This window comes from Pseudomonas sp. MYb118 (genome assembly GCF_040947875.1).
Taxonomy (GTDB): Bacteria; Pseudomonadota; Gammaproteobacteria; order Pseudomonadales; family Pseudomonadaceae; genus Aquipseudomonas.
Genome location: NZ_JBFRXN010000004.1, coordinates 262,441 through 288,638 on the forward strand (window position 1 = coordinate 262,441; position 26,198 = coordinate 288,638).

Annotated in this window: 22 protein-coding genes; 13 read left to right on the top strand and 9 right to left on the bottom strand. The window is 62.5% G+C overall.

What is annotated here, in order from left to right:
• Positions 1–592 precede the first annotated feature (592 nt).
• Positions 593–1,744, bottom strand: a complete 1,152-nt coding sequence (locus ABVN20_RS27245) for an MFS transporter (protein ID WP_368558896.1) — start codon at positions 1,742–1,744, stop codon at positions 593–595.
• A gap of 165 nt (positions 1,745–1,909) precedes the next feature.
• Here ABVN20_RS27245 and ABVN20_RS27250 point away from each other — a divergent pair, with 165 nt between their 5' ends.
• Positions 1,910–2,902, top strand: coding sequence for a diaminopimelate epimerase (locus ABVN20_RS27250; protein ID WP_368558897.1), 993 nt, complete (start codon positions 1,910–1,912; stop codon positions 2,900–2,902).
• Positions 2,903–3,019: 117 nt separating this feature from the next.
• Here ABVN20_RS27250 and codA read toward each other — a convergent pair whose 3' ends face one another.
• Positions 3,020–4,258 carry a cytosine deaminase gene (gene codA, locus ABVN20_RS27255; protein WP_368558898.1) on the bottom strand — a complete coding sequence of 413 codons (1,239 nt, stop codon included), beginning with the start codon at positions 4,256–4,258 and terminating at the stop codon, positions 3,020–3,022.
• Positions 4,259–4,291: 33 nt separating this feature from the next.
• Positions 4,292–5,137: an alpha/beta fold hydrolase gene (locus ABVN20_RS27260; protein WP_368558899.1), complete on the bottom strand. Its 846-nt coding sequence runs from the start codon at positions 5,135–5,137 to the stop codon at positions 4,292–4,294.
• Positions 5,138–5,235: 98 nt separating this feature from the next.
• Here ABVN20_RS27260 and ABVN20_RS27265 point away from each other — a divergent pair, with 98 nt between their 5' ends.
• Both ABVN20_RS27265 and ABVN20_RS27270 read left to right on the top strand, forming a co-directional pair.
• Positions 5,236–8,004 (top strand): RHS repeat-associated core domain-containing protein, encoded by a 2,769-nt coding sequence (locus ABVN20_RS27265; protein WP_368558900.1) that lies wholly within the window; start codon positions 5,236–5,238, stop codon positions 8,002–8,004.
• Positions 8,005–8,088: 84 nt separating this feature from the next.
• Positions 8,089–10,815 carry an RHS repeat-associated core domain-containing protein gene (locus ABVN20_RS27270; protein ID WP_368558901.1) on the top strand — a complete coding sequence of 909 codons (2,727 nt, stop codon included), beginning with the start codon at positions 8,089–8,091 and terminating at the stop codon, positions 10,813–10,815.
• Positions 10,816–10,879: 64 nt separating this feature from the next.
• Here the strand turns inward: ABVN20_RS27270 and queD are convergent, their stop codons facing one another.
• Together queD and ABVN20_RS27280 are read right to left on the bottom strand one after the other, a co-directional pair.
• Complete coding sequence (gene queD, locus ABVN20_RS27275; protein ID WP_017339724.1) at positions 10,880–11,236, bottom strand: 6-carboxytetrahydropterin synthase QueD; 357 nt, start codon at positions 11,234–11,236, stop codon at positions 10,880–10,882.
• A 74-nt stretch (positions 11,237–11,310) separates the two neighbouring features.
• Positions 11,311–12,390, bottom strand: a complete 1,080-nt coding sequence (locus ABVN20_RS27280; RefSeq protein WP_368558902.1) for a patatin-like phospholipase family protein — start codon at positions 12,388–12,390, stop codon at positions 11,311–11,313.
• A gap of 274 nt (positions 12,391–12,664) precedes the next feature.
• Between ABVN20_RS27280 and ABVN20_RS27285 the strand changes: the two genes are divergently transcribed.
• From ABVN20_RS27285 to ABVN20_RS27300, 4 genes are read left to right on the top strand one after another with little or no spacing between them, the layout of a single operon-like run.
• Positions 12,665–12,973, top strand: coding sequence for a PepSY domain-containing protein (locus ABVN20_RS27285; protein ID WP_368558903.1), 309 nt, complete (start codon positions 12,665–12,667; stop codon positions 12,971–12,973).
• On the top strand, positions 12,973–13,278 hold the full coding sequence (locus ABVN20_RS27290) for a PepSY domain-containing protein (protein ID WP_368558904.1): 306 nt from the start codon (positions 12,973–12,975) through the stop codon (positions 13,276–13,278). The genes ABVN20_RS27285 and ABVN20_RS27290 overlap by 1 nt, the downstream gene beginning before the upstream one ends.
• A gap of 3 nt (positions 13,279–13,281) precedes the next feature.
• Positions 13,282–13,950, top strand: coding sequence for a response regulator transcription factor (locus ABVN20_RS27295; protein ID WP_368558905.1), 669 nt, complete (start codon positions 13,282–13,284; stop codon positions 13,948–13,950).
• A complete protein-coding gene (locus ABVN20_RS27300) occupies positions 13,947–15,260 on the top strand; it encodes a sensor histidine kinase (protein ID WP_368558906.1) in 1,314 nt (437 codons plus the stop codon). The genes ABVN20_RS27295 and ABVN20_RS27300 overlap by 4 nt, the downstream gene beginning before the upstream one ends.
• 756 nt (positions 15,261–16,016) lie before the next feature.
• Here ABVN20_RS27300 and ABVN20_RS27305 read toward each other — a convergent pair.
• Complete coding sequence (locus ABVN20_RS27305; protein WP_368558907.1) at positions 16,017–18,164, bottom strand: methyl-accepting chemotaxis protein; 2,148 nt, start codon at positions 18,162–18,164, stop codon at positions 16,017–16,019.
• A gap of 253 nt (positions 18,165–18,417) precedes the next feature.
• On the opposite strand from ABVN20_RS27305, the gene ABVN20_RS27310 reads away from it, so the two are divergent.
• The gene (locus tag ABVN20_RS27310; protein ID WP_368559410.1) at positions 18,418–19,734 is read left to right on the top strand and encodes a Na+/H+ antiporter family protein; all 1,317 of its coding nucleotides are present in this window, start codon (positions 18,418–18,420) and stop codon (positions 19,732–19,734) included.
• Between the two features lie 217 nt (positions 19,735–19,951).
• Positions 19,952–21,634 carry a methyl-accepting chemotaxis protein gene (locus ABVN20_RS27315; protein WP_368558908.1) on the top strand — a complete coding sequence of 561 codons (1,683 nt, stop codon included), beginning with the start codon at positions 19,952–19,954 and terminating at the stop codon, positions 21,632–21,634.
• Positions 21,635–21,779: 145 nt separating this feature from the next.
• Here ABVN20_RS27315 and ABVN20_RS27320 read toward each other — a convergent pair whose 3' ends face one another.
• A complete protein-coding gene (locus ABVN20_RS27320) occupies positions 21,780–22,715 on the bottom strand; it encodes a LysR family transcriptional regulator (protein ID WP_368558909.1) in 936 nt (311 codons plus the stop codon).
• A gap of 238 nt (positions 22,716–22,953) precedes the next feature.
• On the opposite strand from ABVN20_RS27320, the gene ABVN20_RS27325 reads away from it, so the two are divergent.
• The 3 genes from ABVN20_RS27325 to ABVN20_RS27335 all read left to right on the top strand — a co-directional run bounded on the left by ABVN20_RS27325 (position 22,954) and on the right by ABVN20_RS27335 (position 24,149).
• Positions 22,954–23,442 carry a DMT family transporter gene (locus ABVN20_RS27325; protein ID WP_368558910.1) on the top strand — a complete coding sequence of 163 codons (489 nt, stop codon included), beginning with the start codon at positions 22,954–22,956 and terminating at the stop codon, positions 23,440–23,442.
• The gene (locus ABVN20_RS27330; protein WP_368558911.1) at positions 23,442–23,897 is read left to right on the top strand and encodes a DMT family transporter; all 456 of its coding nucleotides are present in this window, start codon (positions 23,442–23,444) and stop codon (positions 23,895–23,897) included. Before ABVN20_RS27325 ends, ABVN20_RS27330 begins: the two co-directional genes overlap by 1 nt.
• Before the next feature lie 84 nt (positions 23,898–23,981).
• A complete protein-coding gene (locus tag ABVN20_RS27335; protein WP_368558912.1) occupies positions 23,982–24,149 on the top strand; it encodes a metallothionein in 168 nt (55 codons plus the stop codon).
• Positions 24,150–24,173: 24 nt separating this feature from the next.
• On the opposite strand, the gene ABVN20_RS27340 is transcribed toward ABVN20_RS27335, so the two are convergent.
• Entirely contained in the window at positions 24,174–24,452 is a 279-nt protein-coding gene (locus ABVN20_RS27340) for a hypothetical protein (protein WP_368558913.1), read from the bottom strand.
• A 27-nt stretch (positions 24,453–24,479) separates the two neighbouring features.
• A complete protein-coding gene (locus ABVN20_RS27345; protein ID WP_368558914.1) occupies positions 24,480–24,707 on the bottom strand; it encodes a DUF6555 family protein in 228 nt (75 codons plus the stop codon).
• A gap of 146 nt (positions 24,708–24,853) precedes the next feature.
• Here ABVN20_RS27345 and ABVN20_RS27350 point away from each other — a divergent pair, with 146 nt between their 5' ends.
• Positions 24,854–25,618: a helix-turn-helix transcriptional regulator gene (locus ABVN20_RS27350; RefSeq protein WP_368558915.1), complete on the top strand. Its 765-nt coding sequence runs from the start codon at positions 24,854–24,856 to the stop codon at positions 25,616–25,618.
• Positions 25,619–26,198: the final 580 nt, after the last annotated feature.

The window sequence follows — 26,198 nt, forward strand, 5'->3', positions numbered from 1 at the left end:
GGGGATTGCATACTCCTGTGGGAATGCTTAACCCTGTGGGAGCGAGCCTGCTCGCGATGGCGGACTTCCGGTGTACATATCCATTTCTGCGGGAACGGCCGCTCAAGGTTCCGCCCTTACGGCGGGTGACGTTGGGGCTCTGTAGGAGCGAGCTTGCTCGCGATGGCGGACTTCCGGTGTACATATCCATTTCTGCGGTAACGGCCGCTTTGGGTTCCGCCTTTACGGCGGGTTACTTTGTCGCGCCAAAGTAACCAAAACGCCCGGCCCCTGACGTACGGCCCTTCGCTGGCGCTCAGGGTTCCCTCGCTCCGGTCCTGCTCCGTGGGCGCGCCGCCATCGGCCATCCTTGGCCGAGGGCGGCTAACCCGGCATCCATGCCGGGTTGCCCACTGCGCAGAACCTCCACTCGGCCTTCCGACGGGGCAATCGGTGGCGCCTGTGGGATCGCGGCTTTGCTTTCTGTAGGAGCGAGTTTACTCGCGATGGACGTCCAGGCACCGCGGGCATCCAGGCATTCCCCGTCATCGTTAACGACCATCGCGAGCAAGCTCGCTCCTACAAGGACACTACAGTCTCTGCTCGTGATCTTTCAGACTTTCAAAACCCGCCCACCAATGGCCACCGCCACCAGCAACACTCCCATCAAGCCAAAGGCGAAACTCAGGCTGCTGCCATGGGCGATGAAGCCGATCACTGCCGGCCCGGCCAGGATTCCTGCGTAACCGAGGGTGGTGATGGCCGGTACGGCGATGCTTTCCGGCATGACGGTCTGTTTGCCTACGGCGGTGTACAGCACCGGCACGATGTTCGAGCAGCCGGCGCCGAGCATGGCGTAGCCGAGCAGTGCCACTTCCCAGTCCGGGGCGAAGGTCGCCACGAATAGCCCGGCGGCTGCCAGCAGGCCGCCGCAGACGATCACCCGTGTGGCGCCCAGGCGGTGGACGATGGCGTCGCCGGTCAGGCGCCCGACGGTCATGGTCAAGGCGAAGGCGGCGTAACCCAGGCCGGCGTAAGCGGTGGCGATTCCGCGTTCCTGCACCAGGAACACCGCGCTCCAGTCCAGGGCTGCGCCTTCGGCGAGGAAGACGATGAAGCACATGCCGCCGATGAACAGCACGATGCCATGGGGCACCGCGAACGCCGGCCCCGAGCTTTCGCTGCCGTAGGGCAACATGTGCGGCGCGGCCTTGAGCAGCGCGGCGATCAACAGCACCACGACCACCAGCATGGCGGCCAACGGCGACAGGCCAAGCCCGAGCAAACCACTGACACCCGCCGCGCCGACGATCCCGCCGAGGCTGAACAGCCCGTGAAAGCCCGACATCATGGTCTTGCCGCTGGCTCGTTCGACGATCACCGCTTGCAGGTTCACCGTTGAGTCCACGGTGCCCAGGCCCGCGCCGAACATGAACAGCGCGGCGATCAGCGCCGGCACCGCCGACACCGTGGCCAGCAGGGGCAGGGCGGCGCAGATCAGCAGCGTGCCGCCGATCATCACCCGCCGGCAGCCGAAGCGCGCCGATAACGCACCGGCCAGCGGCATCGCTAGGATCGAGCCCACCCCCAGGCACAACAGCAGCAAGCCGAGGGTGCCTTCATCCAGCCCGGCACGGGCCTTGGCATAAGGCACCAGCGGCGCCCAGGCGGCAATGCCGAAACCGGCGATGAAAAAAGCCACGCGCGTGGCCATCTGTTGCAGGCGTCCTGGCACGAAGGTGGATTGGGTGTTGAGGCTGGTCATATCGATCCCTGGTCAAAATACGTCGCGTGCGCAAGGGACAATGGTTGAGCGGTGAGGTTCGACCAGCGTCCTTGCGGTTTTGCGTTAAGGCAGGCCGACATCCTTGCACAGCCAGGTGACGTTTCGCGATATGTTGTCGGCTTTGATGGGTGGACAGGAGGCGTGATGACGCCGTTTTACGATGCGCGCGGCAATATTTATGCGGTAGTGGCGCCGGACGCCGTGCGCCGTGCCGGGGTCTATCTGCCCGAGCTGGCCAGTCAGGCCGCGCAGACACGGCAAGCCTGGGCTCCACAAGCCATCGAGGCGTTCTGCGCCTGGGCCCCGGGCACGCAACCGGCCGGCAGCAAGGAGCATCGCAGCGACGGGTTGCTGGTCGGCCCGTTTCAGGCGGCGCCGCCGTTCGACCTGCTGATCGTCAACACTGACGGCACCCTGGCCGAGCGCAGCGGTAACGGCCTGACGATTTTCTCCCAGGCGCTCAGCGACCAGGGGCTGCTCTCACAGGACGAGGCCTGCCTGCTGCAGGTCCATCACGACAAGAGCGATACGCCGTCGCCGGGGCAGACCTCGGTGAAGGCGGCGCAGGTCGAGGGTGTGGCGGGGTTCTGGCTGGACCTGGGTAAGCCGGGCTTCGGTCCGGCGGCGGTCAGCGCGCAAGGGACGGGTGAAGTGAAGTTCAACGACCGCGACGTCAGCCATGTGCAACCGCTGGCGGCGTTGAATCCGGCCTGGCAGCGCAGCCAGTTCGTGCGCGTGGGCAATCCCCATTGCGTGACCCTGGTGGAGCAGGCGAGCGACTTGCCGGCCAACGAACAGATGCGCCAGGCAGATCTGAACCAAGGCCTGACGCACATCGCCTACGCCATGCCCACCGGCGCCGGGCAACCGTGTCCGGCGGGCATCAACCTGCAATGGGCGATGCGTGAAGCCGATGGCCGCATCGCCTCGCGGGTGTTCGAGCGCGGCGAAGGGCCGACGGCGTCGTCCGGCACCAGCGCCACGGCAGTGGCCTGCGCGGCCTGGCGGGTGGGCTGGGTGGCGGCGGGGGAAGTGAAGGTGGTGATGCCCGGAGGCACGGCGCCGATTTTGCTGGAAGAGGTGGATGGCGAGTTGGGGCGGGTGAGTCTGTTTGGTACGGCGCGGTTGATGGGGTGAGCTTTAGGGCCCCATCGCGAGCAGGCTCGCTCCCACATTGGTGTTGTGTCGATCACAAATCACCTGTGGGAGCGAGCCTGCTCGCGAGCTTCTAGTCCAGTCAACGCCTACCTCGGATCACCGCAAAAACTCCACCACCGCCATCTCCCGCTTCATCAACACCTTGCCCCCCCGCACCGAATACAGCGGCAGCCCCTGGCTGCGGATCACCTCGTAATCGCTGTCCGCCGACAGGATCAGCAGGTTCGCCGGCCGCCCCGGCTCCAGCCCGTAACGTTCGCCCAGGTTCAGCGCCCTGGCGCTGTTGTCCGTGACCAGGTCCAGTGCACTTTGCAGATTGCGGTAACCGAGCATGTGGCAGATATGCAGGCCGGCTTCCAGCACCCGCAAAATGTTGCCGTTGCCCAGCGGGTACCACGGGTCGACGATCGAGTCCTGGCCGAAGCACACGTTCATCCCCGCTTCCAGCAACTCGTTGACCCGCGTCACGCCGCGGCGTTTCGGGAAGGTGTCGAAGCGCCCTTGCAGATGAATGCTCTCGGTAGGGCAGGAGACGAAGCTGATACCCGAGTGCCCGAGCAGGCGGAACAGCTTGGCGCAGTAGGCGTTGTCGTAGGAGCCCATGGCCGTGGTGTGGCTGGCCGTGACCCGTGAGCCCATGTCGCGGCTGCGCGCCTCTTCGGCCAGCACTTCGAGGAAGCGCGAGTGCGGGTCGTCGGTTTCATCGCAATGCACGTCCACCAGGCAACCGGTGCGTTCGGCCAGGTCCATCAGGAACTTCACCGAGCTGACGCCCTGGTCGCGGGTGTACTCGAAATGCGGGATCCCGCCCACCACATCGGCGCCCAGGTGAATGGCTTCCTCCATCAGGTCGCGGCCGTTGCGGTACGACTCGATGCCTTCCTGGGGAAACGCGACAATCTGCATGTCGACCAGGTGCCGGCTCTCCTCGCGCACTTCGAGCATGGCCTTGAGCGCGGTGAGCTGCGGGTCGGTGACATCGACGTGGGTGCGCACATGCTGGATGCCATGGGCGGCCAGGGCCTGAATGGTTTTCTTGGCGCGGGTTTTGGTGTCTTCCGCAGTGATCGTCACCTTGCGCTCACCCCAGCACTCGATGCCTTCGAACAGCGTGCCGCTCATGTTCCAGCGTGGTTCGCCGGCGGTGAGGGTGGCGTCGAGGTGAATGTGCGGCTCGACGAACGGCGGTACCACCAGGTTGCCCCCGGCGTCCAGGTCGTCGGGCCCCAGGGTCGGCGCCTCGGTCTGGCGGGAGATGTGGCTGATCAGACCGTTTTCCAGGTGCAGCTCATGCAGGCCTTCCTGGTTGCGCAGACGGGCATTGATGATGTGCATCGGGCGTGTCCTTTTTCGTCGGGCGGGTTTGCTCTACGGTAGCGCGGTAGAGGCATTGCCGGCCAGCGGCAGGAAGCGCAGCAGGGCGGCGACGATAGCTTCCGGGGCATCTTCCTGGACCAGGTGCCCGGCATTGGCCACCGGATGAAACTGCGAGCCGGGGATCAACTGATGCAAGGCACGCCCGCGCTCGATGGGAATCCACTGGTCGTCCTCGCCCCAGAGAATCTGCACCGGGCAGCGCACGGTCGGGTACAGGGGCTCGACTTCACGGGTGTAACGCTCGTCCATCTGCGCGATCTGCCGGTAGAAACCCGCCTGGCCGGGCTCGCCCAGCCAGGGCTGGACGTAGTGGGCAAGCTCCACGTCGCTGATCTCACGCTTGATCGCGCCGCGAATGTAAGCCGGCACGATGGCGCGTTGAATGTAGTCCGGCAGCCCGCTGAACGCCGCCTCGTGCTGGCGCACATGGCGCACGAACGGCGAGCCCCAGGGCGTCAGGGCCACCGGGTCGATCAGCGTCAGGCTGCGGTAATCCTTGCCGTTCAGCAGGTGCGTGCGCAGCACCGTGGCGCCGCCGAAATCGTGGGCCACCACATCCGGGCACTCCAGACCCCAGTGCTCCAGAAGCTGCGCCAGCAGCTGGTTTTGCACACCCAGGGAGACATCGCCGTCGATCTTCTCGGACTGCCCGTAACCCAGCAGGTCGAAGTAATACACCCGGTGCGTGGCGATGAAGTGCGGCGCGATACGGTGCCAGACAAAGGACGAAAACGGCGTGCCATGCACGAACACCAGCGGCGGGCCATCGCCCCGCACCGCATAGCGAACGTTATGCCCGTTGAAACGATAGGTTTGCGGCAGTGGCCAGTCACTCATCATCACGTCCTTTTGGCGGGGTGCAGGCCGAAGAGCATAGGCACACCTGTCATTTGTGTCAGTAGACGCTCTTCGGCCCAGGGTGGTATTGAGACCCAATGAATACGGCCGAGTTGCATCAGCACACCCCCAGTCTGGCGGTCATCGACCCGCGGGGGCTGGCTGCGCGCGACGTGGCGTATTGGCGGGAGGCGGTTGGGCAGGCTGCACGGGCACAATCGACGCGACAGGTGTTCGATGGGGTGGGGCGCCTGGCCGAGCAATGGGATGCGCGGTTGTCCATGCCTGCATTGGGTCAGTGCTCCAGCTTGTCTGGCAAGGTGTTGGCCAGTGACAGTGTCGACGCCGGCTGGCGGGTATCGCTGTTCGGCGAAGCCGAGCAGGTGCTGTCGGGCTGGGACGGTCGCGGTAGCCAGGGCGATATTGAATACGACGCCTTGATACGCACGGTAGCGGTGACCGAGCAAGAGCGGGTGGTGGAGCGTTTCGAATATGGCGCCGTTGGTGCCAGCGCGGCCAACCAATGCGGGCGGGTGGTGCGTCACGATGACCCGGCCGGGACCCGGCACATGACCGAGTACGATCTGTTGGGGCTGTCGCAGTGTGAGGTCAGCCATTTTTTAAATGCGCTTGATTCACCTGATTGGCCGCTGGACGTTGCTGCTCGTGATGCCTTGCTGGAAAGCGAGCCGGGGCTGGTCAGTCGCTGGGCGTATTCCGCGCTTGGGGATTTGTTGAGCTTGACCGATGCCCATGGCCATCGCCGTTCTTTAAGTTACTCGGTGGCCGGGCAACTTGGTCAGGGCTGGCTGCAAACGGCTAACACCCCGGCACCGGGCCAATGTCTGGTGCAGGACATTCGCTATAACCCGGCGGGAAAAGTCGAGCGGGAGACTGCCGGTAACGGTGTAGTCACTGTCGCCGAGTACGCCCTCACCGACGGCCGGCTGGAGCGTCTGTCTGCCGGGTTGCCCGACGCCGAACCGTTGCAGGACTTGCGTTACACGGTCGATCCCGTTGGCAACGTCGTGCAAATCGACGATCACGCCTTGCCGATCCGTTATTTCAAGAACCAGCGCATCGACCCTCAACGCGTTTACACCTACGACACGTTAGGACAGCTAATCAGCTCCACCGGCTGGGAAACCGCCAGCCCCGGCGCTGTGCTCAACTACAGCGAAGAATATGCCTACGACGCAGGCAGCAACATGACCGAGCTGCGGCACGTCGGCGCGCAAGCCTTCACCCGCCGCTGGGCCGTGGCTCCCGACAGCAATCGCAGTTTGATCGACGACGACCTGCCGGTGGATTTTCCCAGCCACTTCGACGCCAACGGCAACCTGCAATACCTGCACCGCGGTCAGGCCATGACCTGGGATCTGCGCAATCAGCTGGCCAGCGTGTCGCCGGTGCTGAGGGAGGAAGAGGACGACGACACCGAACGCTACATCTATGGTGGCGGCGGTAAACGCCTGCGCAAGGTCCGTACCGCGCTGACCAATGCGACCACCGTGATTGCCGAGGTTCGTTACCTGCCCGGGGTAACGCTGCACCGCCGTCCGACTGGCGAGCGCTATCAGGTGCTCGACCTTGAAGCCGGGCGAAACCGGATAACCTGGTTTCTCGGGCCTGAGGCGCCGCAACATCCCCTGCGTTATCACCTGACCAACCACTTGAGCTCAGGCACTGTGGAAGTGGACGCACAGGGAAACGTGCAAAGCCGTGAAGACTATTACCCGTTCGGCGGTACGGCGTGTGAAGACCATAGCGATCAGACGGGTGGTTACAAAACCATTCGATATTCAGGCAAGGAACGCGATGCGACGGGGTTGTATTACTACGGGTTTCGCTACTACGCGCCGTGGTTGAGTCGATGGGTCAACCCGGATCCTGCTGGAGCAGTGGATGGGTTGAATCTTTATTGTTTTGTACGCAACTCACCCATGGTCAGGATGGATCGGGATGGGCTTGATAGTGACGATGACGATTGGGAATTGCCGAATGAATTACTTGATCTACCTGGCCCGGACAATCTGCCATCAGGCTTTGTGCGAGAAACTAATTTAATCACAACCTTTTCCTCACCGTGCCCAAGTTTGCGTGGGCAAACAGGTGAGGTATATGACCGACCAGAGGAAGTTGGTGCTCTTCTGACAGAAGAAATAGGTTTCGCGTCATCATCAGTTACGTCGATTCCCACTGCGGGTGTAAATACAAGTGCAAGTACAAGCACAAGCACAAGTACAAGCACAAGTACAAGCACAAGTACAAGTGCAAGTACAAGTGAAAGTACAAGTACAGGTGTAAATGTAAGCGCAAGTACTGCCAGAAGAGGGAGAGGACGAGGACGAGGACGAGGAAGTGCTAGCTCCCCGTCGCTGGTATCGAATAATCTGGCAAGTCCATTTCGGGTCATTGGGCCGGGGAGTGTTCCGCTATTTGAAGTTCACGCGGATGGCCGTGTTGTTGAGTATGTGAGATCGGTCAGAAATGTTCATGAGCCAGATACGGAGGGTGCATCGGCTTCAACTTCCAAGGGGTACTCCTGTCCTCAATGTTTTAATACTTATGGTGTCAAAAAAGATCTTGTCGATCATTATAAAACCCACAAGGATGGGGAGCTCTTCGTTTGTGAAGAATGTAATCGCACATTCAAGTACAGATGGAACATGAGGAAGCATATGCGAGTGCATACTGGTGAGAAACCTTATTCGTGTCATTACTGTAATAAATCATTTGCGAGTCTGAGTGCGCACGACAAGCACCTGAGGTTGCATGCAGGTTCGAAGCCTTATGAGTGTTTTTTATGTGGCTACCGATCGAGGCAGAGTGGTCATCAAAATACACATCTGAATAAAATGCATTAGTTGGGATCATGAGCATGTATCCATGACCATTTTATTATTCCTGAACAGAGGTGAATTCATGATTTGTAACAATAAGAGGCACTCGTGGACGAGTGCGATTTACTAGCCATGGACATGCTCTGCTTGCATCACGCTACCCCTGCGCTGGCCGTTGCTGATCCGCGCGGCATACTTGTGTGCAGTGTGGCGTACTGGAGACAGGAAACTGGTCAGGTATCGACGACGCGACTGACGCGCCAGGTGTTCGATGGGGTGGGGCGCCTGGCGGAGCAATGGGATGCGCGCTTGGCTGCTCCGGCGTTGGGGCAGTGTTCGAGTTTGTCCGGCAAGGTGTTGGCCAGCGACAGCGTCGATGCCGGTTGGCGGGTATCGCTGTTCGGCGAAGCCGAGCAGGTGCTGGCGGGCTGGGACGGTCGCGGTAGCCAGGGCGATATTGAGTACGACACCTCGTTGCGCACGGTGGCGGTGATCGAGCAGGCGCGGGTGGTGGAACGCTTCGAGTATGGCGGCGTTGATGCCAGCGCGGCCAATCAATGCGGGCGGGTAATGCGCCACGATGACCCGGCAGGGACCCGGCACATGACCGAGTACGATCTGTTGGGGCTGTCGCAGTGTGAGGTCAGTCATTTTCTGCAAGGCCTCGGTTCACCTGACTGGCCGCTGGATATTGCCGAGCGTGATCGCTTGCTGGAAAGCGAGCCAGGTTTGGCCAGTCGCTGGGCTTACTCACCACTGGGTGATTTGTTGAGCCTGACCGATGCTCATGGTCATCGTCGTTATTTCAGTTACTCGGTAGCTGGGCAACTCAGCCAAGGCTGGTTGCAACCTGCTAACTCCCCGGCGCCGGGCCAATGTCTGGTGCAGGACATTCGTTACAACCCGGCGGGAAAAGTCGAACGGGAGACCGCCGGTAACGGTGTGGTCACTGTCGCCGAATACGCGCTCAGCGACGGCCGGCTCGAGCGTCTGTCTACCTGGATGCCCAACGCCGAACCGTTGCAGGACTTGCGTTACACGGTCGATCCCGTTGGCAGCGTCGTGCAAATCGACGATCACGCCTTGCCTATTCGTTACTTCAAAAATCAGCGCATCGACCCGCAACGCGTTTACACCTACGACACGTTAGGACAGCTCATCAGCGCCACCGGCTGGGAAACCGCCAGCCCCGGCGCTGTGCTCAACTACAGCGAAGAATATGCCTACGACGCAGGCAGCAACATGACCGAGCTGCGGCACGTGGGCGCTCAATCCTTCACCCGCCTCTGGATAGTCGCCCCGGACAGCAATCGCAGCCTGATCGACGACGACCAACCGGTGGATTTTCCCAGCCACTTCGATGCCAACGGCAACTTGAAATTCCTCCAGCGCGGTCAGGTTATGACCTGGGATCTGCGCAACCAGTTGGCCAGCGTGTCGCCGGTGGTGAGACAAGAAGAGGACGACGACACCGAACGCTACATCTATGGTGGCGGCGGTAAACGCCTGCGCAAGGTTCGCACCACGCTGACCAACGCGACCACCGTGATTGCCGAGGTTCGTTACCTGCCGGGCTTGGAACTGCACCGCCGTCCGACTGGCGAGCGCTATCAGGTGCTTGACCTTGAGGCCGGGCGAAACCGGATAACCTGGTTTTTCGGGCCCGATGCACCGGACCATCCCCTGCGTTATCAGCTGACCGACCACTTGGGCTCAGGCACTTTGGAGTTGGACGAACAGGGCAACGTGCAAAGTCGTGAAGACTATTACCCGTTTGGTGGCACGGCGTCGGAAGACCATCGCGGCCAGACTGGTGCCTACAAAACCATTCGTTACTCAGGCAAGGAGCGCGATGCGACGGGGTTGTATTACTACGGGTTCCGCTACTACGCGCCGTGGTTGAATCGCTGGATCAACCCGGATCCTGCTGGAGCAGTGGACGGGTTGAATTTTTACTGTTTTGTCAGAAACTCACCCATGACCAGATGGGATCCGGATGGACGTGACAGTGATCGGGAAGAAGATGGAAACGAGAATTCGAATTCCGATTGGGATTTGCCGGATGAATTACTTCATCTACCTGGCCCGGATAATGCGCCACCAGACGATACGCGAGCGGCCGAATTAAACACCCCTGGTCCGTCACCGCGCGCGGATTCGAACACACAGAGCAGCGTGGGCGGTAGGGTACAAGCGGTCGCATCCAGCAGCATGGCAAACCCCACCGTGCTTGCTGACTCTTCAATGATGCCCACCACAAGTACAGGACGACGTGCCGGTGACGGTCGGCGCACAAAAGCAAGAACACGAACGAACGTCAGAAGAAATCCAGGGCTTGGTGCGCGTGCGCTGCCGTCAGTATCGGACAGTGTACTTGTGCCATTGGTATTGAGCGTGCAAGGCGATTTGCCTTTACTTGATGTTAGCGCGAGCGATTTTGATGTTCAGGGTACAAGTTCGCAAAGTGGCGCGAGTTCTTCAACCCCGCCGCAGGCCCGCCATGTCTGCTCTTACTGTCAAAAAGGTTTCAAACACAAAAGGCATTTTGAGGACCATGTTCGTATACATACGGGCGAGAGGCCATTTGTTTGCCAACGTTGCGGTAGCGGATTCAAGCAACACTCCCAACTGCAGACCCACATCCTGGGCCATTCGGGGGAGAAGCCGCACAAGTGCCCGTTGTGCAGTGCCGCTTACCAGCAGCGTCAAGGCCTGACGATCCATCTCAGACGCCACGCAAATCTCAAACCGTATGTCTGCAATATTTGTAAGAGGAGTTACACGCAGCAAGGCCATCTCAACAGTCACTCCTGTCGTCCGATGAGAGCTGATTGAGTAAACAGTCAAGGGGACGCGTTCACCCTTGACTTGCCGGTCTGGTGGCGCCAGCTGTCTGGAATCACTCCCCGCGATAGATACAACCGCTGGTGCAGGTCTCATGAATCCGAATCGCACTCAACTCCGGCAACAACGGCTTCAACTCGCCCCAGATCCACTTGGCCAACACCTCACTGGTCGGGTTCTCCAACCCGGGAATGTCGTTCAAATAGTTGTGGTCCAGGCGCTCGTACAGTGGCTTGAAGATCGCCTTGATCTCGGAGAAGTCGCGAATCCAGCCGGTGTGCGGGTCGAGGTCGCCGCTCAGGTGGATCGCCACCTTGAACGAGTGGCCGTGCAGGCGGCCGCACTTGTGGCCTTCCGGGACGTGGGGCAGGCGGTGGGCGGATTCGAACGTAAATTCCTTGAAGATTTCCACAGTGTTTTCAGCTCTGTCAGGTGTCGATCGCCGCGGCGATGTGGGCAGGCGGCGAGTTTACCAGCTTGTCCTGACTAAAGGGTCAGCAAGCGTTCGCCCAATCGACCATTGGCCGCCAGTTCGAGGAATTCGTCGCCCATGCGCCGGCTTTCGTCCATCGCCGTGCGCCAGTATTTCTGCCGGCTGGAGGCGTCGCCCATGAAGCGTTTGAAGTCGTTGCGGTCCGGCAGTTTGCCGTAGGGCAGGCGGGCCAGGTATTCCCTCGACGGTGCCAGCAGCAGGGCGTTTTGCAGGCGGGCCGGGCAGGCGCGGCGCCAGGGCAGGGTCTTGTCGAACCAGCCGGGGATGATCCGGTCGGTGAAATGCGGGTAGAGCACGATGTCGTCGCCGCTGTAGGGCAGGTCGAGGTGGTAGTCCAGCAGGCCGCCATCGCGAAAGGTCCCGGCGCCGGCGCCCGGCAGGTCGCGCACGCCCTGCATCACCATGGGGATGGAGCCTGAGGCCAGCAGGGCCTGGCGCAGGTTTTCGGCGTTGAGCGCGACGAAGCGCGAGGGGAAGTCGGTGAGCGCGCCCACCGGCGGGGCCAGACGCGGGTCGTGAATGATCAGCCGTTCGAAGTGCCGCGCCAGCCGTGCGCGGCCGCGCAGGTTGTCGGCGATCACCGAAGACAGGCCCAGGCCCAGCCGCCCGCGATGGTCGTCGGCGAGCAGGCCGTGGCTTTTGACGACCATGATGTTCAAGCGGTAATGGGCGTTGTCGAGGATCGTCGCGTCGCGACCGTCGAGCAGGTCGTCGAGCATCTGCCGCGAGCTCTGGCTGATCTGCGCCATGGTCACGCCCTTGTCGAAGTTCTGCGCGGTGTACAGCTGACCGAGGCGGCGGATGCCTTCGGCGGCATCCGGCAGGCAGGCGCTGGCGAAGCGCCAGGAGCCTACCGAGGCGCCGATCAGCGAACGCTCGCGAGGCGCGGCGGGCAGCCATTCACCGAACAGCGCCAGGTCCAGACCCTGGATCCCCAGCGCCTTCGGCCCCCCGGCAGCCCCCGGCAAGGTGCCGACGTCGGCCGCGTGCAAGCCGTTTTCACGGATGCGCGCCAGGGCCCGGGGGCCGGCCTTGAGGGTGAGGGAGGGGAACTTGATGTGGATGGCGGTCATGGGCGGCTCGGGGTTGGGCTGGCGGAGGATTATAGGCCTGATGGGGTTCTGTGGGGGGCACCTGCGCAGACACCCCTGTGGGAGCGAGCCTGCTCGCGATGGCTGAGTATCAGGCAACGTTGATGGGACTGACACACCGTCATCGCGAGCAGGCTCGCTCCCACAGGGTTTCTTCCACATGCAAGGCGCAGCAATGATGGCAATTCAGTTTCAATTAAGTTCACCCCAGTAAGGTAGCCGGGTACGCAACACCCAAAAGAAGACGGAGACACCCATGAAAACCCTGACTGCCCTGTTCACCGCCACCCTCATCAGCCTGAGCGCAAGCATCGCCCACGCCCGCGACCTTGGCCCCGACGAAGCCCTGCGGCTGCGCGACGCTGGTACTATCGTGTCTTTCGAGAAGCTCAACGCCACCGCACTGGCCAAACACCCCGGCTCGACCATCACCGAAACCGAGCTGGAAGAGGAGTACGGCAAGTACATCTATCAGGTGGAGCTGCGCGACCCGCAAGGCATTGAATGGGACCTGGAATTAGACGCGGTGAGCGGCCAGGTGCTCAAGGATCATCAGGATACGTAATGAAGGTGTGTTCGGTTTCACGCATGGCGCTGGTGCTGCTGACGTTCTGTTCGGTGGTGCTGGCCCGCGATCTCGATCAGGACGAGGCCCTGCGCCTGCGCCAACAGGGGGTGATCCTGCCGCTCGAACAATTGTTGCAGCAGGCGATGGATCGCTACCCCGGCGCGAAACTGCTGGAGGCCGAGCTGGAAGAGAAACACGACGTCTACATTTATGAAGTCGAGCTGTTGACCACTGAAGGTGTGGTCCGTGAGCTGGACGTCAACGCCAGCACGGGCCAGTTGCTCAAAGACGAGGAAGATTGACCGATGCGCTTGCTTCTGGTGGAAGATCACGTACCCCTGGCCGACGAATTGCTCGCCGGCCTCAACCGCCAGGGGTATGCCGTGGACTGGCTGGCCGACGGTCGCGATGCGGTGTACCAGGGCAGCACCGAGCCCTATGACCTGATCATTCTCGACCTCGGCCTGCCCGGCGTGCCGGGGCTGGAGGTGCTGGCGCAATGGCGTGCCGGCGGGCTGGCCACGCCTGTTTTGATCCTCACGGCCCGGGGCTCCTGGGCCGAGCGGATCGAAGGCCTCAAGGCCGGCGCCGACGATTACCTGAGCAAACCCTTTCATCCCGAAGAGCTGCATTTGCGCATCCAGGCGCTGTTGCGCCGCTCCCATGGCCAGGTCAACCAGCCGACGTTGCAGTCGGCCGGCCTGCACCTGGACGAAGGCCGCCAGTGCGTGACCCGCGATGGCGCCGACATCCAGCTCACCGCCGCGGAGTTTCGCCTGCTGCGTTACTTCATGCTGCACCCCGAACAGATCCTGTCCAAGAGCCACCTGGCCGAGCACCTCTACGACGGTGAAACCGAGCGTGACTCCAACGTGCTGGAAGTCCACGTCAACCACCTGCGGCGCAAACTGGGGCGCAGCGTGATCGAAACCCGGCGTGGCCAGGGCTATCTGTTCGGCGGCCAGGCGCAGTGAGGTCGATCCAGCGCCGTTTGAGCCTGGGGCTGGTCAGCGTGATGCTGATCGTTGGCCTGGTGCTGGCGCAAACCAGCCTGTGGTTGTTCGAAGTGGGCTTGCAGCGTTACCTCGAAGCCGGGCTGCGTAACGACAGCGAAGACCTGCTGGTGGCGCTGGTGCGCGGGCCGCAGGGTTTGCAGCTGGATGAGCGACGGTTGTCACCGGCTTATCAACGACCGTTTTCCGGGCATTACTTCCGTATCGACTTCGCCGATAGCCACTGGCGTTCCCGCTCGCTGTGGGACCAGGAGTTGCCGCGCTTGGAAAACCCCGGCCTGCACAGCAACCTGCAACTGGGGCCCGAAGGCCAGCAACTGCTGGTGCTGCGCTCGGACTACCGGCGCCTGGGCCAGGCGATTTCCATCAGCGTTGCCCAGGATTACACCCCGGTGCGCGACAGTTTCAAGCGCGTGCAGCAAGTGGGGCTGTTGCTGGGATTGGTCGGTCTGCTGCTGATTCTGATCCTGCAGCGCGTCACCGTACGCCGGGCGCTGCGCCCGCTGGAGCGGGCCCGTGAGCAGATCGCCCAGTTGCAGCAGGGCCAGCGCTCGCAACTGGATGACCAGGTGCCGGTGGAACTCGAGCCGCTGGTGGCGCAGATCAACCATCTGCTGGCCCATACCGAAGACAGCCTCAAGCGCTCGCGCAATGCCTTGGGCAACCTTGGCCACGCGCTGAAAACCCCGCTGGCGGTGCTGCTCAGCGTGGCCTCCAGCGAAAAACTCGACGGCCACCCCGAACTGCGCAAACTGCTGACCGAGCAACTGGAACAGGTGCAGCAGCGGCTCAGCCGTGAACTCAACCGCGCGCGGTTGGCCGGCGATGCGCTGCCGGGGGCGTTGTTCGATTGCGATGCGGAACTGCCGGGGTTGCTCGCCACGTTGAACATGATCCACGGCGAGCACCTGGCCCTGAGCTATCGCGCGCCTGCCGGCCTGCAATTGCCGTGGGATCGCGAAGACCTGCTGGAACTGCTCGGCAACCTGCTGGACAACGCCTGCAAATGGGCCGACGCCGAAGTGCGCTTGAGTGTGGTCGAGACGGCCGATGGATTTGCCCTGAGCGTGGAGGACGATGGTCCGGGGATTCCAGAAGAGCAGCGTGATCAGGTGTTCAGCCGGGGCACGCGACTGGACGAACAGACCGATGGGCATGGCCTGGGGTTGGGGATCGTACGTGACATCGTCGAGACGTGGGGCGGGGTGTTGCGGCTCGAGGCGAGTGAGTGGGGTGGGTTGAAGGTGGTGATAGACCTCCCCAAGCGCTGACCATTGTTTGACCGGTCAACCTGTGGGAGCGGGCTTGCTCGCGATGAGGCCGTGTCAGTCAGCATTGATGTGACAGACATGCCGCTATCGCGAGCAGGCTCGCTCCCACAGTGTTTGGTGTTGTTCAAAAAATCGTGATCACCGCCACCCCTGTAGGAGCGAGCTTGCTCGCGATTGGGCCTGTACCTTCAGCATTGATGTGACAGGCATGTCGCCATCGCGAGCAGGCTCGCTCCCACAGTGTTTGGAGTCGTTCAAAAAATCATGATCACCGCCGCCCCCTGTAGGAGCGAGCTTGCTCGCGATTGGGCCTGTACCTTCAGCATTGATGTGACAGGCATGCCGCCATCGCGAGCAAGCCCGCTCCCACAGTGTTTGGTGTTGTTCAAAAAATCGTGATCACCGCCGCCCCTGTGGGAGCGGGCTTGCCCGCGATGAGGCCCTGTCAGTCAGCATTGATGTGACAGACATGCCGCCATCGCGAGCAGGCTCGCTCCCACAGTGTTTGGTGTCGTTCACAAAAATCATGATCACCGCCGCCCCCTGTAGGAGCGAGCTTGCTCGCGATTGGGCCTGTACCTTCAGCATTGATATGGCAGACATACCGCCATCGCGAGCAAGCCCGCTCCCACAGTGTTTGGAGGTGTTCAAAAAATCGTGATCACCGCCGCCCCCTGTGGGAGCGAGCCTGCTCGCGATGAGGCCGTATCAGTCAGCATTGATGTGACAGACACACCGCCATGTTGGGGGGCTGTTTCAAACCCTGAACTGATCCATCAACCCCTGCTGCTGATTCGCCAGGCTGTTGAGCGCCTGGCTCACCCGGGCCGATTCATTGGCCTGTCCCGACAGCGATTCGGTGACGTCGCGGATCGTTGCCACGTTGTTGTTGATCTCTTCGGCCACCGCGCTTTGCTGTTCCGCCGCGCTGGCGATCTGCAGGTTCATGTCGCTGATCACGGTCACTGCGTCGCCGATCTGGCGCAAGGCGGTGACCGCCTGGCTGACCTGTTCGACGCTGCCCTGGGCCTGGCGATGGCTGTTGCTCATCGAGCCCACCACCTCCTGGGTGCCGCCTTGCAACTGCTCGATCACCAGGCGGGTTTCTTCCACCGAGGCCTGGGTGCGCTGGGCGAGGTTGCGCACTTCGTCGGCGACCACGGCAAAACCACGCCCGGCCTCGCCGGCCCGGGCCGCTTCGATGGCGGCGTTGAGGGCCAGCAGGTTGGTCTGCTCGGCGATGGCGCGGATCACTTCCAGCACCGAACCGATCTTTTCGCTGTTGGCGGCCAGGCCTTCGACCTGGACCATCGCGGCGCTCATGTCGGCGGCCAGGTGGTCGATGCTGCTGGTGGTCTGGTCGATCACCGTCAGGCCGCGACGGGTCGCCTGGTCTGCGTCCTTGGCCGCCTGCGCCGCTTGCGCCGCGCTGCGGGCGACGTCCTGGGCGGTGGCGCTCATTTCGTGGGAGGCGGTCGCCACCTGATCGACCTGACGGTATTGCTGCTCCATGCCGGCGCTGGTCTGCGTGGCAATGGCCGAGGATTGGTCGGCGGTGCTGCGGGCGTCCTGCACCGAGCGTTTGACCTCGGCGATGACCGGTTGCAGCTTGTCGAGGAAGCGGTTGAACCAACCGGCCAGTTGCCCCAGTTCATCGTGCTTGTCGTAGGCCAGCCGGCGGGTCAGGTCGCCTTCGCCGCTGGCGATGTCTTCGAGCATGTGCGCCACGCCAAGGATCGGCCGGGTCACGCTGCGCGCCATCAGCCACACCAGCAACAGGCCGATCAATGCCGCGAGAATACCCAGGCCGAGTTCAATCAGGCTGCCGGTGGTGTTGTTGTCATCCAGGCGTTTTTTCAGCGCTTCGGCGGGGCCGACCAGCACCTTTTCCGGCACATCGAGCAACACGCCCCACGGCTTGCCATCGGGAATCGGCAGGAAGGGCGACAACACCTTCAACTGGTTTTCGCTGTGCAGGCTTTGGGTCTTGCCGTTGGCGGCCAGCCGGCGGGTCAGTTCGGCGCCGTTGCTCTTGTCCACGGCTTCCAGGCGCTGGCTGAGCTTGCTGGCGTCGGGGCTGTAGCCGGCGAGCAGACCGGCCGGGCTGATGATGCTGACGCTGGTCTGGCCGTCATAGAGTTTTTTGCTCGCGTCCTGGCTGACCGCTTGCAGGCTGTTGAGGTTGAGGTCCACGGACAGCGAAGCGATGACTTTGCCGTTGAGCATCAGCGGGAAGACGATGCTGGTCATCAGCACCTTCTGGCCGTCGATCTCATAAAAGTAGGGTTCGATCACGCAGGGCTTGAGCGAGGTGCGCGGGCAAGTGAACCAGGCGTTGGCGGGCTCGCCGCTGGGGCCGGTGCGGGTGTCGGCGATGTCGCTTTCCGGCAGCGCCATCGAGGTCAGCTTGCCGGGGGCCGGTTGCGACCAGTACAGCGCGAATCGGCCCTTGTCGTTGCTGCCCAGTTCCGCCTGCTCGGCGAACAGTTCGTCCTTGCCATCCAGCGCGTTGGGCTCAAACACCAGGGACAGCCCCAGCAACTCCGGATTGGCCTGCAACGCCGACTTGACCTGGCGGGTCAGGTCTTCGCGCAGGTCGAAGGCATCGAGAAAGCGTTTCTCCGCCTGATCACGCAGGAACAGCACCTGACGGGAGAATCCGTGGCCATATTGATAGGCGTCCATGAACTGCCGGCGAATTTCCAGCGCCTGGATTTCGCCCCGGGATTCGATACGGGCCTGGGCGGCCTCGTTGAGCATTTCCATGCTTGAAACTTTCACCAGCTCGGAGCTGTGCTCCATGCGATACAGCGAAAGGCCGACCAGCAAGGTCACGATACCTGCCAGGCAGAGGCCGGCGAGGAGGGTGATCTTCCATTGAATGGACAGTTGTCGGAGTGACATGGAGGTATCCTTACTCGATAAAAATCTGCGACTTTGCAGTTTAACGGCCGCGAATCCGCTTTCTTTATGTCGTGCGTCAATACCGCGAAACAATTTATCCAGGGCTGTTGCCCTCAGGCGGTCGCGTTGACTTTGACAAGGTGGCGGTGCTGCGGCACAGTGCGCGCCCTCTAATAAAACCCATTCCCGACTCCGCTGGCGGCCCTGTGCAGACTGCCGGCCGGAGTGTTTGCGCTTGTCTGGAGTAACGATGATTAATGCTGTAATTGCCGCGGTCGGCGTCATGCTGATACTCAGCCTGTCCCGCGTGCACGTTGTGATCGCACTGATTGTCGGTGCGCTGGTGGGTGGCCTGAGCGGTGGCCTGGGCATCGACGCCACCCTCAAGGCATTCAACAGCGGCCTGGGTGGCGGGGCGACGGTGGCGTTGTCCTACGCCTTGCTCGGCGCTTTCGCGGTGGCGATCGCCAAGTCCGGCTTGGCCCACGCGCTGGCGGACAAGGCCCTGGCCATGGTCGACCGCCAGCACGCCACGGGTGGTCGCCAGGTCAAGTGGTTGCTGATCGGGCTGCTGTGGGTGGTGGCCATCGCTTCACAGAACATTCTGCCGATACATATCGCCTTTATTCCGTTGCTGGTGCCGCCACTGCTCTATGTGCTGACCAAGCTGCAACTGGACCGTCGCCTGATCGCCTGCGTCATGACCTTCGGCCTGATCACCCCGTACATGTTCCTGCCGGTGGGGTTCGGCAACATCTTCCTCAACGAGATCCTGCTGGCCAACGTCGCCCGCAGCGGCGTCGATATCAGCGGCATCAACGTCACCCACGCCATGGGCATCCCGGCGCTGGGCATGCTGGTGGGGCTGGCCGTGGCCTTCATCAGCTATCGCAAGAAACGGGTCTACGACCTGGCGAAAATCGAGCAGGTCGAGCAGGTCGCGGTGACGTACAACCCGCTGAGCCTGATGGTGGCCGGCGTGGCCATCGCGGCGGCGTTCATCATTCAGCTGTTGCTGGACTCGATGATCATCGGTGCGCTGGTGGGCTTTCTGATCTTCTCGGTGTCGGGCATCGTCAAGTGGCGCGATACCGACGACCTGTTCACCGAAGGTATGAAGATGATGGCCATGATCGGCTTCATCATGATCGCCGCCTCGGGGTTCGCCGAGGTGATGAAGGCCACCGGCCAGGTGCAGACGCTGGTCGAGGCGTCGGCCGCGTGGATCGGCCACAGCCAGGGCATCGGCGCGTTGTTGATGTTGTTGGTGGGGCTGCTGGTGACCATGGGCATCGGTTCGTCGTTCTCCACGGTGCCGATCCTCGCCGCGATCTTCGTGCCGCTGTGCGTGCAACTGGGCTTCAGCCCGATCGCCATCGTCTGCATCGTCGGCACCGCCGGTGCCCTGGGCGACGCCGGCTCCCCCGCCTCGGACTCGACCCTCGGTCCGACCTCCGGCCTGAACATCGACGGCCAGCACCACCACATCTGGGACACCGTGGTGCCGACGTTCCTGCATTACAACCTGCCGCTGCTGGCGTTTGGCTGGGTGGCGGCGATGGTGCTCTGAATTCCCCGCCGATTATGATCCCTGCCTGATCCTGTGGGAGCGAGCCTGCTCGCGATGCGGTGAATCAGACACACCGCATCGCGAGCAGGCTCGCTCCCACAGGGGAAGGGCGGAGGTCCCTCCCTCATGCCCTGTTGTAATGACCTGTCTCAACTTTTGACTTGACGTGCCGTTATAGCCTTTGACCACGTTAATAAAATCAAAAGAGTGAACCGTCATGCGCATGAGCCTGAAGGCTAAAGTCCTGTCTCTCGCCGTTCTCCCGGTGCTGGTGTTCGCACTGGTCATCAGCTTCACCACGTATTTCGTGTTGCAGGAACAGGCGCGCAAGGAAGTCGAACAGACCCGCGAGCGCCTGCTCAGCAACGCCAAGGACACCCTCAAAAGCTACGTCGCCGTGGCGATGACCGCGATCAAGCCGCTCTACGACGCTGCCGCCCCCGGCGACGAGGCGGCGCGGGCGCAGGTGATCAAGCTGTTGTCGAACATCAGCTACGACAAGGAAGGCTACTTCTTCGGCTACGATTCCAACACCGTGCGCCTGTTCAAGGCCAACAGCCCCGAAGGCGTGGGCAAGAGCTTCAAGGACAACCGCGACCCCAACGGTGTCTACGTCAACCGCGACCTGGTGCAGGTCGCCAAGGACGGCACCCACTACCTGCAATACAGCTCGCCGCTGCCGAGCAACACCCAGGTGCTGGTGCCGAAACTCGGCTACACCGAATACCTGGCCAAGTGGGACATGGCGGTGGGCACCTCGGTCAACCTCGATGGCATCGAGGCCCAGGTGGCCGTGGTCGAGGGCAAGGTCAAGGAGCGCATGGAAGGCGTATTGCTGAGCATCGTCGGCATCGCCGCCGTGGTGCTGCTGGTGATCGCCGCCGCTGGGATGCTGCTGGCCAACACCATTTTGCGTCCGCTGCACCTGATGAAAGACAACCTCGATGACATCGCCGCGGGCGAGGGCGACCTGACCCGGCGCCTGACCATCACCAGCCAGGATGAACTGGGCGAACTGGCCGGTTCGTTCAACCGCTTCGTCGACAAGATCCACGGTTTGGTGCGCCAGATCACCGAAATGACCTCGCAACTGACCGGGCTGGTGCATCAGGTGTCCGACCAGGCCCACCGTTCGGACCAGGCCATGGAGCGTCAGCGCCACGAGACCGATCAGGTCGCCACGGCGATCAACGAGATGTCGGCCGCTGCCCAGGAAGTGGCCAAGAGTGCACAGAACGCTGCGGTCGCGGCCCAGCAGACCGACGAGGAAGGCCAGACCGCCAAGCGCGTGGTGGCCGGCAGCATCGAGAAGATCCATGCGCTGGTCGACGACATCCGCAACAGCGGCGTGTCCCTGGACAGCCTGCAGAAAGACGTGGCTTCGATCGTCAGCGTGCTCGGGGTGATCCGCTCGATCGCCGAGCAGACCAACTTGCTGGCGCTCAATGCCGCCATCGAAGCGGCCCGTGCCGGGGAAGCCGGGCGTGGCTTTGCGGTGGTGGCCGATGAAGTGCGCGCACTGGCCAGCCGTACGCAGATCAGCACCCAGGAAATCCAGGGCATGATCGACCGCTTGCAGGCGGGCACCCAGTCGGCGGTGGAGGCGATGCGTCGCTCCAGCGAGGCCGGTGACGGCACCTCCGCGCAAGCCAACGAGGCCGGCGCGTCGCTGGACACCATGGCGCAACTGATCGCCACCATCAACTCGATGAACGCGCAGATCGCCAGCGCCGCCGAAGAACAGACCGCCGTGGCCGAAGAGATCAACCGCAGCGTGCATCAGATTGCCGAAGCGGTGGACAACGTGGCCGGCGAAACCCAACTCGGCGCCCAGACCTCCCGCAGCCTGGCGGACCTTGGGCAGCGCTTGGGTAGTTTGGTGGGGCAGTTCAGGATCTGATTGGCTGCAATCACCGGGTAGAGATACCCACACTGTGGGAGCGAGCCTGCTCGCGATTGCGGTATGTCTGTCACATCGTCGCTGACTGACACTCCCTCATCGCGAGCAGGCTCGCTCCCACAGGGGGGGGGGCAGTTGGTTTCGGCTAAGGCCTGTCCCAATACGGCACCTCACCAAAGCACTCGACAAAAAAGTCGATCACCGTGCGCACCTTCACCGACAACCGCCGGCTTCCCGGCCAGAGCACGGCAATCTGCTGCGGCTCGAGGCTGTTGGACACCTGGTAGTTGGTCAGCACCGGCACCAGCGTGCCGCTGCGCACCGCCTCGCCAATCAGCCATGACGGAAACATCACCAGCCCCAGGCCCTGTTCGGCGGCCTGGGTCAGGGTGTCGGCGTGGTTGCTGGTGATCGGTCCGCGCACCGAGTAGGGCGTCCAGTCCTGCCGGCCCTGGCGGAAAAACCAGCGCTGCAAACCGGCCACGCCCTTGTAGGCCAGGCATTGATGGGCCATGAGATCCTTCGGCTGTTGCGGTGTGCCATGGCGGGCCAGGTAGGCCGGGCTGGCGGCGACCTGGAAGCGCTGGGGCGCAAGGACGCGCGCCTGCATGCTCGAGTCGTGCAGCGGGCCGATGCGAAACAACAGGTCGGCGCCTTCCTGCAACGGGTCGACGTAACTGTCGGTCTGCTGGATGTCCAGTTGCAGCTTCGGATAGCGCTCGCACAAGCGCCCGAGCCAGGGTGTCAGGTGCCGTTGCGCGAACACCACCGGGGCATTGATGCGCACCAGCCCCGTGGGTTCGCTGCCTTGCTCCTGCAAGGCCTGCTCGGCTTCCTCCAGTTGCACCAGCACCCGCCGCGCATGGTCCCCGAGCAGGCGCCCGGCCTCGGTAGGCGTGACGGCGCGGGTGTGGCGGTAGAGCAATTGCTGGTTCAGTGCCTGTTCCATCAACTGGATCTGCCGGGAAATCGACGACGGCGCCAGACCTTCGCGGCGAGCGACTTCGGAGAAACTGCCGTGGTCGAGCACCGCGACGAACAGCCGAAGCGCCTTGAAACCGAGTTCGTTGAGGCCGTGCATGGGGGATCCTGCTGTGCGGATTGCGCAAAAGTGTTGTCAGGATGATCCCGTTTATTGCACAGGTTGGCCACTGGATAATTCGCTGCACCAAATATGCTCACCCCTCACTGTGGGAGCGAGCCTGCTCGCGATAAGTGTGCCAGTCATGAAAGTGTTGGCTGACACACCGCCATCGCGAGCAGGCTCGCTCCCACAGGGAGGGGGACAGCATGAACTGTGAATGAAAGGTACCTTCCCCATGCAATCCATCGAACAAACCGGCGATGTCTGCGCGCCGGCCACGAAACCCACCCTGCGCCTGCTCCTACTCCCCCTGGTCATCCTCGCCGGCATGGGCCTGTCCGTGGAGGCCGGGTTGCTCGGGCCGCTGGGCGGGCAGGTGGGGCATCTGTGGGCGACCCTGAGCATCTTCGGCGTCGGCTCGGCGATTCTGTTCCTGCTGCTGTTGTTCAGCGGTCCACAAAAAGGTCCGGCGCTGGGCGAGCTGCCGCGCTGGCAATTGATCGGTGGTTTGCTCGGGCCGATCTACGTGGTGGTGCTGACCCTGGCCACGCCGCACATCGGCATTGCCATGACGATGATCGCGATCCTCTCCGGGCAGGTCGGCAAAAGCGTGCTGATCGACCATTTCGGCTGGTTCGGCGCCACGCGCAAGAAGGTCAACGGCGAACGCTGGCTGGCCTTGCTGTTGATTGTCGCGGCACTTGTTCTGATCGCTCGGGGTTGATGATGAATCTGATTGTATTGTTGGTCGTGGTGGTTGCCGCCGGTGCGGTGTTGAGCGTGCAGGCCGCCATCAATGGTCGCCTGGGCGAGACGGTCGGCGTGTTGCGCAGTAGCTTGCTGACCTTCGCGGTCGGCGCGGTGTGTACCGGTTTGCTGATCCTGTTCTTCGAGCCGGCCCATGCCATGACCCTTTTGGACGTGCCCAAGTGGCAGCTCAGTGGTGCGCTGTTTGGCGTGGTCTACATGATCGTCATGGTCGGCGCGGTGCCGCGGATCGGCACGGCCGTGGCGACGGTGGCGGTGATCGTCGGGCAACTGGGCATGGGCATGCTGATCGACAACTTCGGCTGGCTGGGCAACCCGTCCATCGAGTTGTCCGGCAGCCGGATCCTGGCGATGGTGCTGCTGGCCCTGGCGCTGGTGTTGATGTATCGCAGCAGCACGCGGAACGGTTGAACTGCGTGGCGTGCAGTCACTCCTACACTAGGTAGACGGATCGTATTCGCGAGACCGGACGACCACACCCCTGGAGTCAGACTCATGATCGATAGCGAAAGTACCTGCGACTGCCCGAAATGCAACTGCAAGCTGGGCCAGCACCCGATTGCCCGCCACGGCAAGCACTACTGCTGCGAAGCCTGCGCCAAGCACCACGAACACGGTGAAGAATGCACGAGCAAAGGCTGCAAGTGCGCCCACGGCGGGTAATCGCCGCGCATGAAAAAGTGGAGCCTATTCAGGCTCCACTTCCAGTTTCAGGCTTTGATCGTCCAGCCTTTCGCTGCGCCGGATGACGCCATTGAGCCGACGCCCCTGTACCTGCACCAACAAGGTCTTCGCCTGGTCCAGGTCCTCCGGCAGAGGCGGCTGCACCCGCAGGGCGAAACGACTCGGATCGTCCTCGACCTGCTCCAGGCCGACCTGACACTCTGCGCTCTTGGTGATCCGGCCGAACAGCGTGTCCAGGCCGTAATCAATGTGCGCGGTGCTGGTGGGTTGCGTGGTGTTCATCTGCGGGTCCCCCAAAACGGTGATCAATCAACTGGCCGGCCGCCACGTGACGTTCTCCACGCCGAACTTCTCCGCCATCGGTTTGCTGGTCTTCTGCACTTTTTCCCGGCCAAAGCGCGGGATCCGACCCACGCCGGCATCACAACTCGCCCAATGCCACGCCTCGGCGTTATCCATCTTTTCCAGACGGATGATGAAAGACTTGGGGGCCCCATGAAGGGTGTATTCAATGACGAAAAGTTTTGCGTTGTTCATAAAGCCCGTATTCCTCCCTGTGGTAATAGAGGGATCGCCACGGTTGCGGAAAATTCAGTCGGATTGTCAGACGGCGGCCACCGGTGGCGACCGGCGCTGCGGCTGGTTACCATGCAACGTCCGTAAACCCCCTGTGATTGCTGCCCATGGCCCTCGCCGCACCACCTGACCTGAGCGACACCGATGTCCCCGTGCAACCGCTGGCGCGCACTTACCCCCGTGGTTTGTTCATCGAGCCGCACGAACATGTCTGGGGGCAGTTGCTGTATGCGATGAGCGGGGTGATGTGGGTCGAAACCCCGCATGAGGCCCTGGTGGTGCCACCGCAACGGGCGGTGTGGCTGCCACCGGGGGTGCCCCACGGAATACGCGTGGTCTCGGACCTGCAGATGCGCAATATCTACCTGCGTCCGTCACTGGCCGCGACCCTGGACACCACGGTGCAGGTGCTCGAGGTCGGCGGGCTGTTGCGCGAGTTGATCGTCGGCCTGGTGGCGCAGGGTGACGACGGCGCTCCCGAGTATTACGAGGCGCTGGTGGGCCTGGCGTTGCTGGAGCTGCAACGGGCCCGGCGCACGCCGTTGAAGATCCCGTTGCCGGACGACTCCGACCGTCGTTTGATGAACCTGTGCCAGGCGGTCATGGCTGCGCCGTCGCTGGACACTCCCTTCGAACAACACGCCGAGAACGCCGGCGCCAGCGTGCGCACACTGGCGCGGTTGTTCAAGGACGGCCTGGGCATGGGCTTCGCCGAATGGCGCCGCCAGGTGCAACTGGCCATCGCCGCGGCCGAGCTGATCCAGGGCGTCCCCGTGAGCACCATCGCCCGTGAACTGGGCTACTCTCCGAGCAGTTTCAGCGACATGTTCCGCCGCGAACTCGGCATAGCCCCCTCACAATTCGCCCTGTAGGAGCGGGCTTGCCCGCGAGGCGGCCTTACAGGTGTACATATCCATTTTTGCGGTAACGACCTGCTTTTGGTTCCGCCCTTACGGCGGGTGACTTTGGGGCCCTGTAGGAGCGGGCTTGCCCGCGATGGCGGCCTTCCGGCATACATATCAATTTCTGCGGTAACGGCTGCTTAAGGTTCCGCCCTTACGGCGGGTTACTTTGTCGCGCCAAAGTAACCAAAACGCCCAGCCCCTGACGTACGGCCCTTCGCTGGCGCTCCGGGTTCCCTCGCTCCGGTCCTGCTCCGTGGGCGCGCCGCCATCGGCCATCCTTGGCCGAGGGCGGCTAACCCGGCATCCATGCCGGGTTGCCCACTGCGCAGAACCTCCACTCGGCCTCCCGACGGGGCAATCTGCGGCGCCTGGTAGTCCTAGACCAGAAGATCAAAATCACAAGCGGAACGCGGTCCCTTTGGGAGCGAGCCTGCTCGCGATGGTAGCCCAGACACCACAGACATTCAGACCGCCCGCATCATCGTTCACGACCATCGCGAGCAGGCTCGCTCCCACAAAGGTCAAGATCAAAAGCCGAGCACCACCC

Coding starts and splice junctions, on each gene's coding strand:
- ABVN20_RS27245 (WP_368558896.1), bottom strand. CDS start 1,744: ATGACCAGCCTCAACACCCAATCCACCTTCGTGCCAGGACGCCTGCAA.
- ABVN20_RS27250 (WP_368558897.1), top strand. CDS start 1,910: ATGACGCCGTTTTACGATGCGCGCGGCAATATTTATGCGGTAGTGGCG.
- codA (WP_368558898.1), bottom strand. CDS start 4,258: ATGCACATCATCAATGCCCGTCTGCGCAACCAGGAAGGCCTGCATGAG.
- ABVN20_RS27260 (WP_368558899.1), bottom strand. CDS start 5,137: ATGAGTGACTGGCCACTGCCGCAAACCTATCGTTTCAACGGGCATAAC.
- ABVN20_RS27265 (WP_368558900.1), top strand. CDS start 5,236: ATGAATACGGCCGAGTTGCATCAGCACACCCCCAGTCTGGCGGTCATC.
- ABVN20_RS27280 (WP_368558902.1), bottom strand. CDS start 12,390: ATGACCGCCATCCACATCAAGTTCCCCTCCCTCACCCTCAAGGCCGGC.
- ABVN20_RS27285 (WP_368558903.1), top strand. CDS start 12,665: ATGAAAACCCTGACTGCCCTGTTCACCGCCACCCTCATCAGCCTGAGC.
- ABVN20_RS27290 (WP_368558904.1), top strand. CDS start 12,973: ATGAAGGTGTGTTCGGTTTCACGCATGGCGCTGGTGCTGCTGACGTTC.
- ABVN20_RS27295 (WP_368558905.1), top strand. CDS start 13,282: ATGCGCTTGCTTCTGGTGGAAGATCACGTACCCCTGGCCGACGAATTG.
- ABVN20_RS27305 (WP_368558907.1), bottom strand. CDS start 18,164: ATGTCACTCCGACAACTGTCCATTCAATGGAAGATCACCCTCCTCGCC.
- ABVN20_RS27315 (WP_368558908.1), top strand. CDS start 19,952: ATGCGCATGAGCCTGAAGGCTAAAGTCCTGTCTCTCGCCGTTCTCCCG.
- ABVN20_RS27320 (WP_368558909.1), bottom strand. CDS start 22,715: ATGCACGGCCTCAACGAACTCGGTTTCAAGGCGCTTCGGCTGTTCGTC.
- ABVN20_RS27325 (WP_368558910.1), top strand. CDS start 22,954: ATGCAATCCATCGAACAAACCGGCGATGTCTGCGCGCCGGCCACGAAA.
- ABVN20_RS27330 (WP_368558911.1), top strand. CDS start 23,442: ATGATGAATCTGATTGTATTGTTGGTCGTGGTGGTTGCCGCCGGTGCG.
- ABVN20_RS27335 (WP_368558912.1), top strand. CDS start 23,982: ATGATCGATAGCGAAAGTACCTGCGACTGCCCGAAATGCAACTGCAAG.
- ABVN20_RS27340 (WP_368558913.1), bottom strand. CDS start 24,452: ATGAACACCACGCAACCCACCAGCACCGCGCACATTGATTACGGCCTG.
- ABVN20_RS27345 (WP_368558914.1), bottom strand. CDS start 24,707: ATGAACAACGCAAAACTTTTCGTCATTGAATACACCCTTCATGGGGCC.
- ABVN20_RS27350 (WP_368558915.1), top strand. CDS start 24,854: ATGGCCCTCGCCGCACCACCTGACCTGAGCGACACCGATGTCCCCGTG.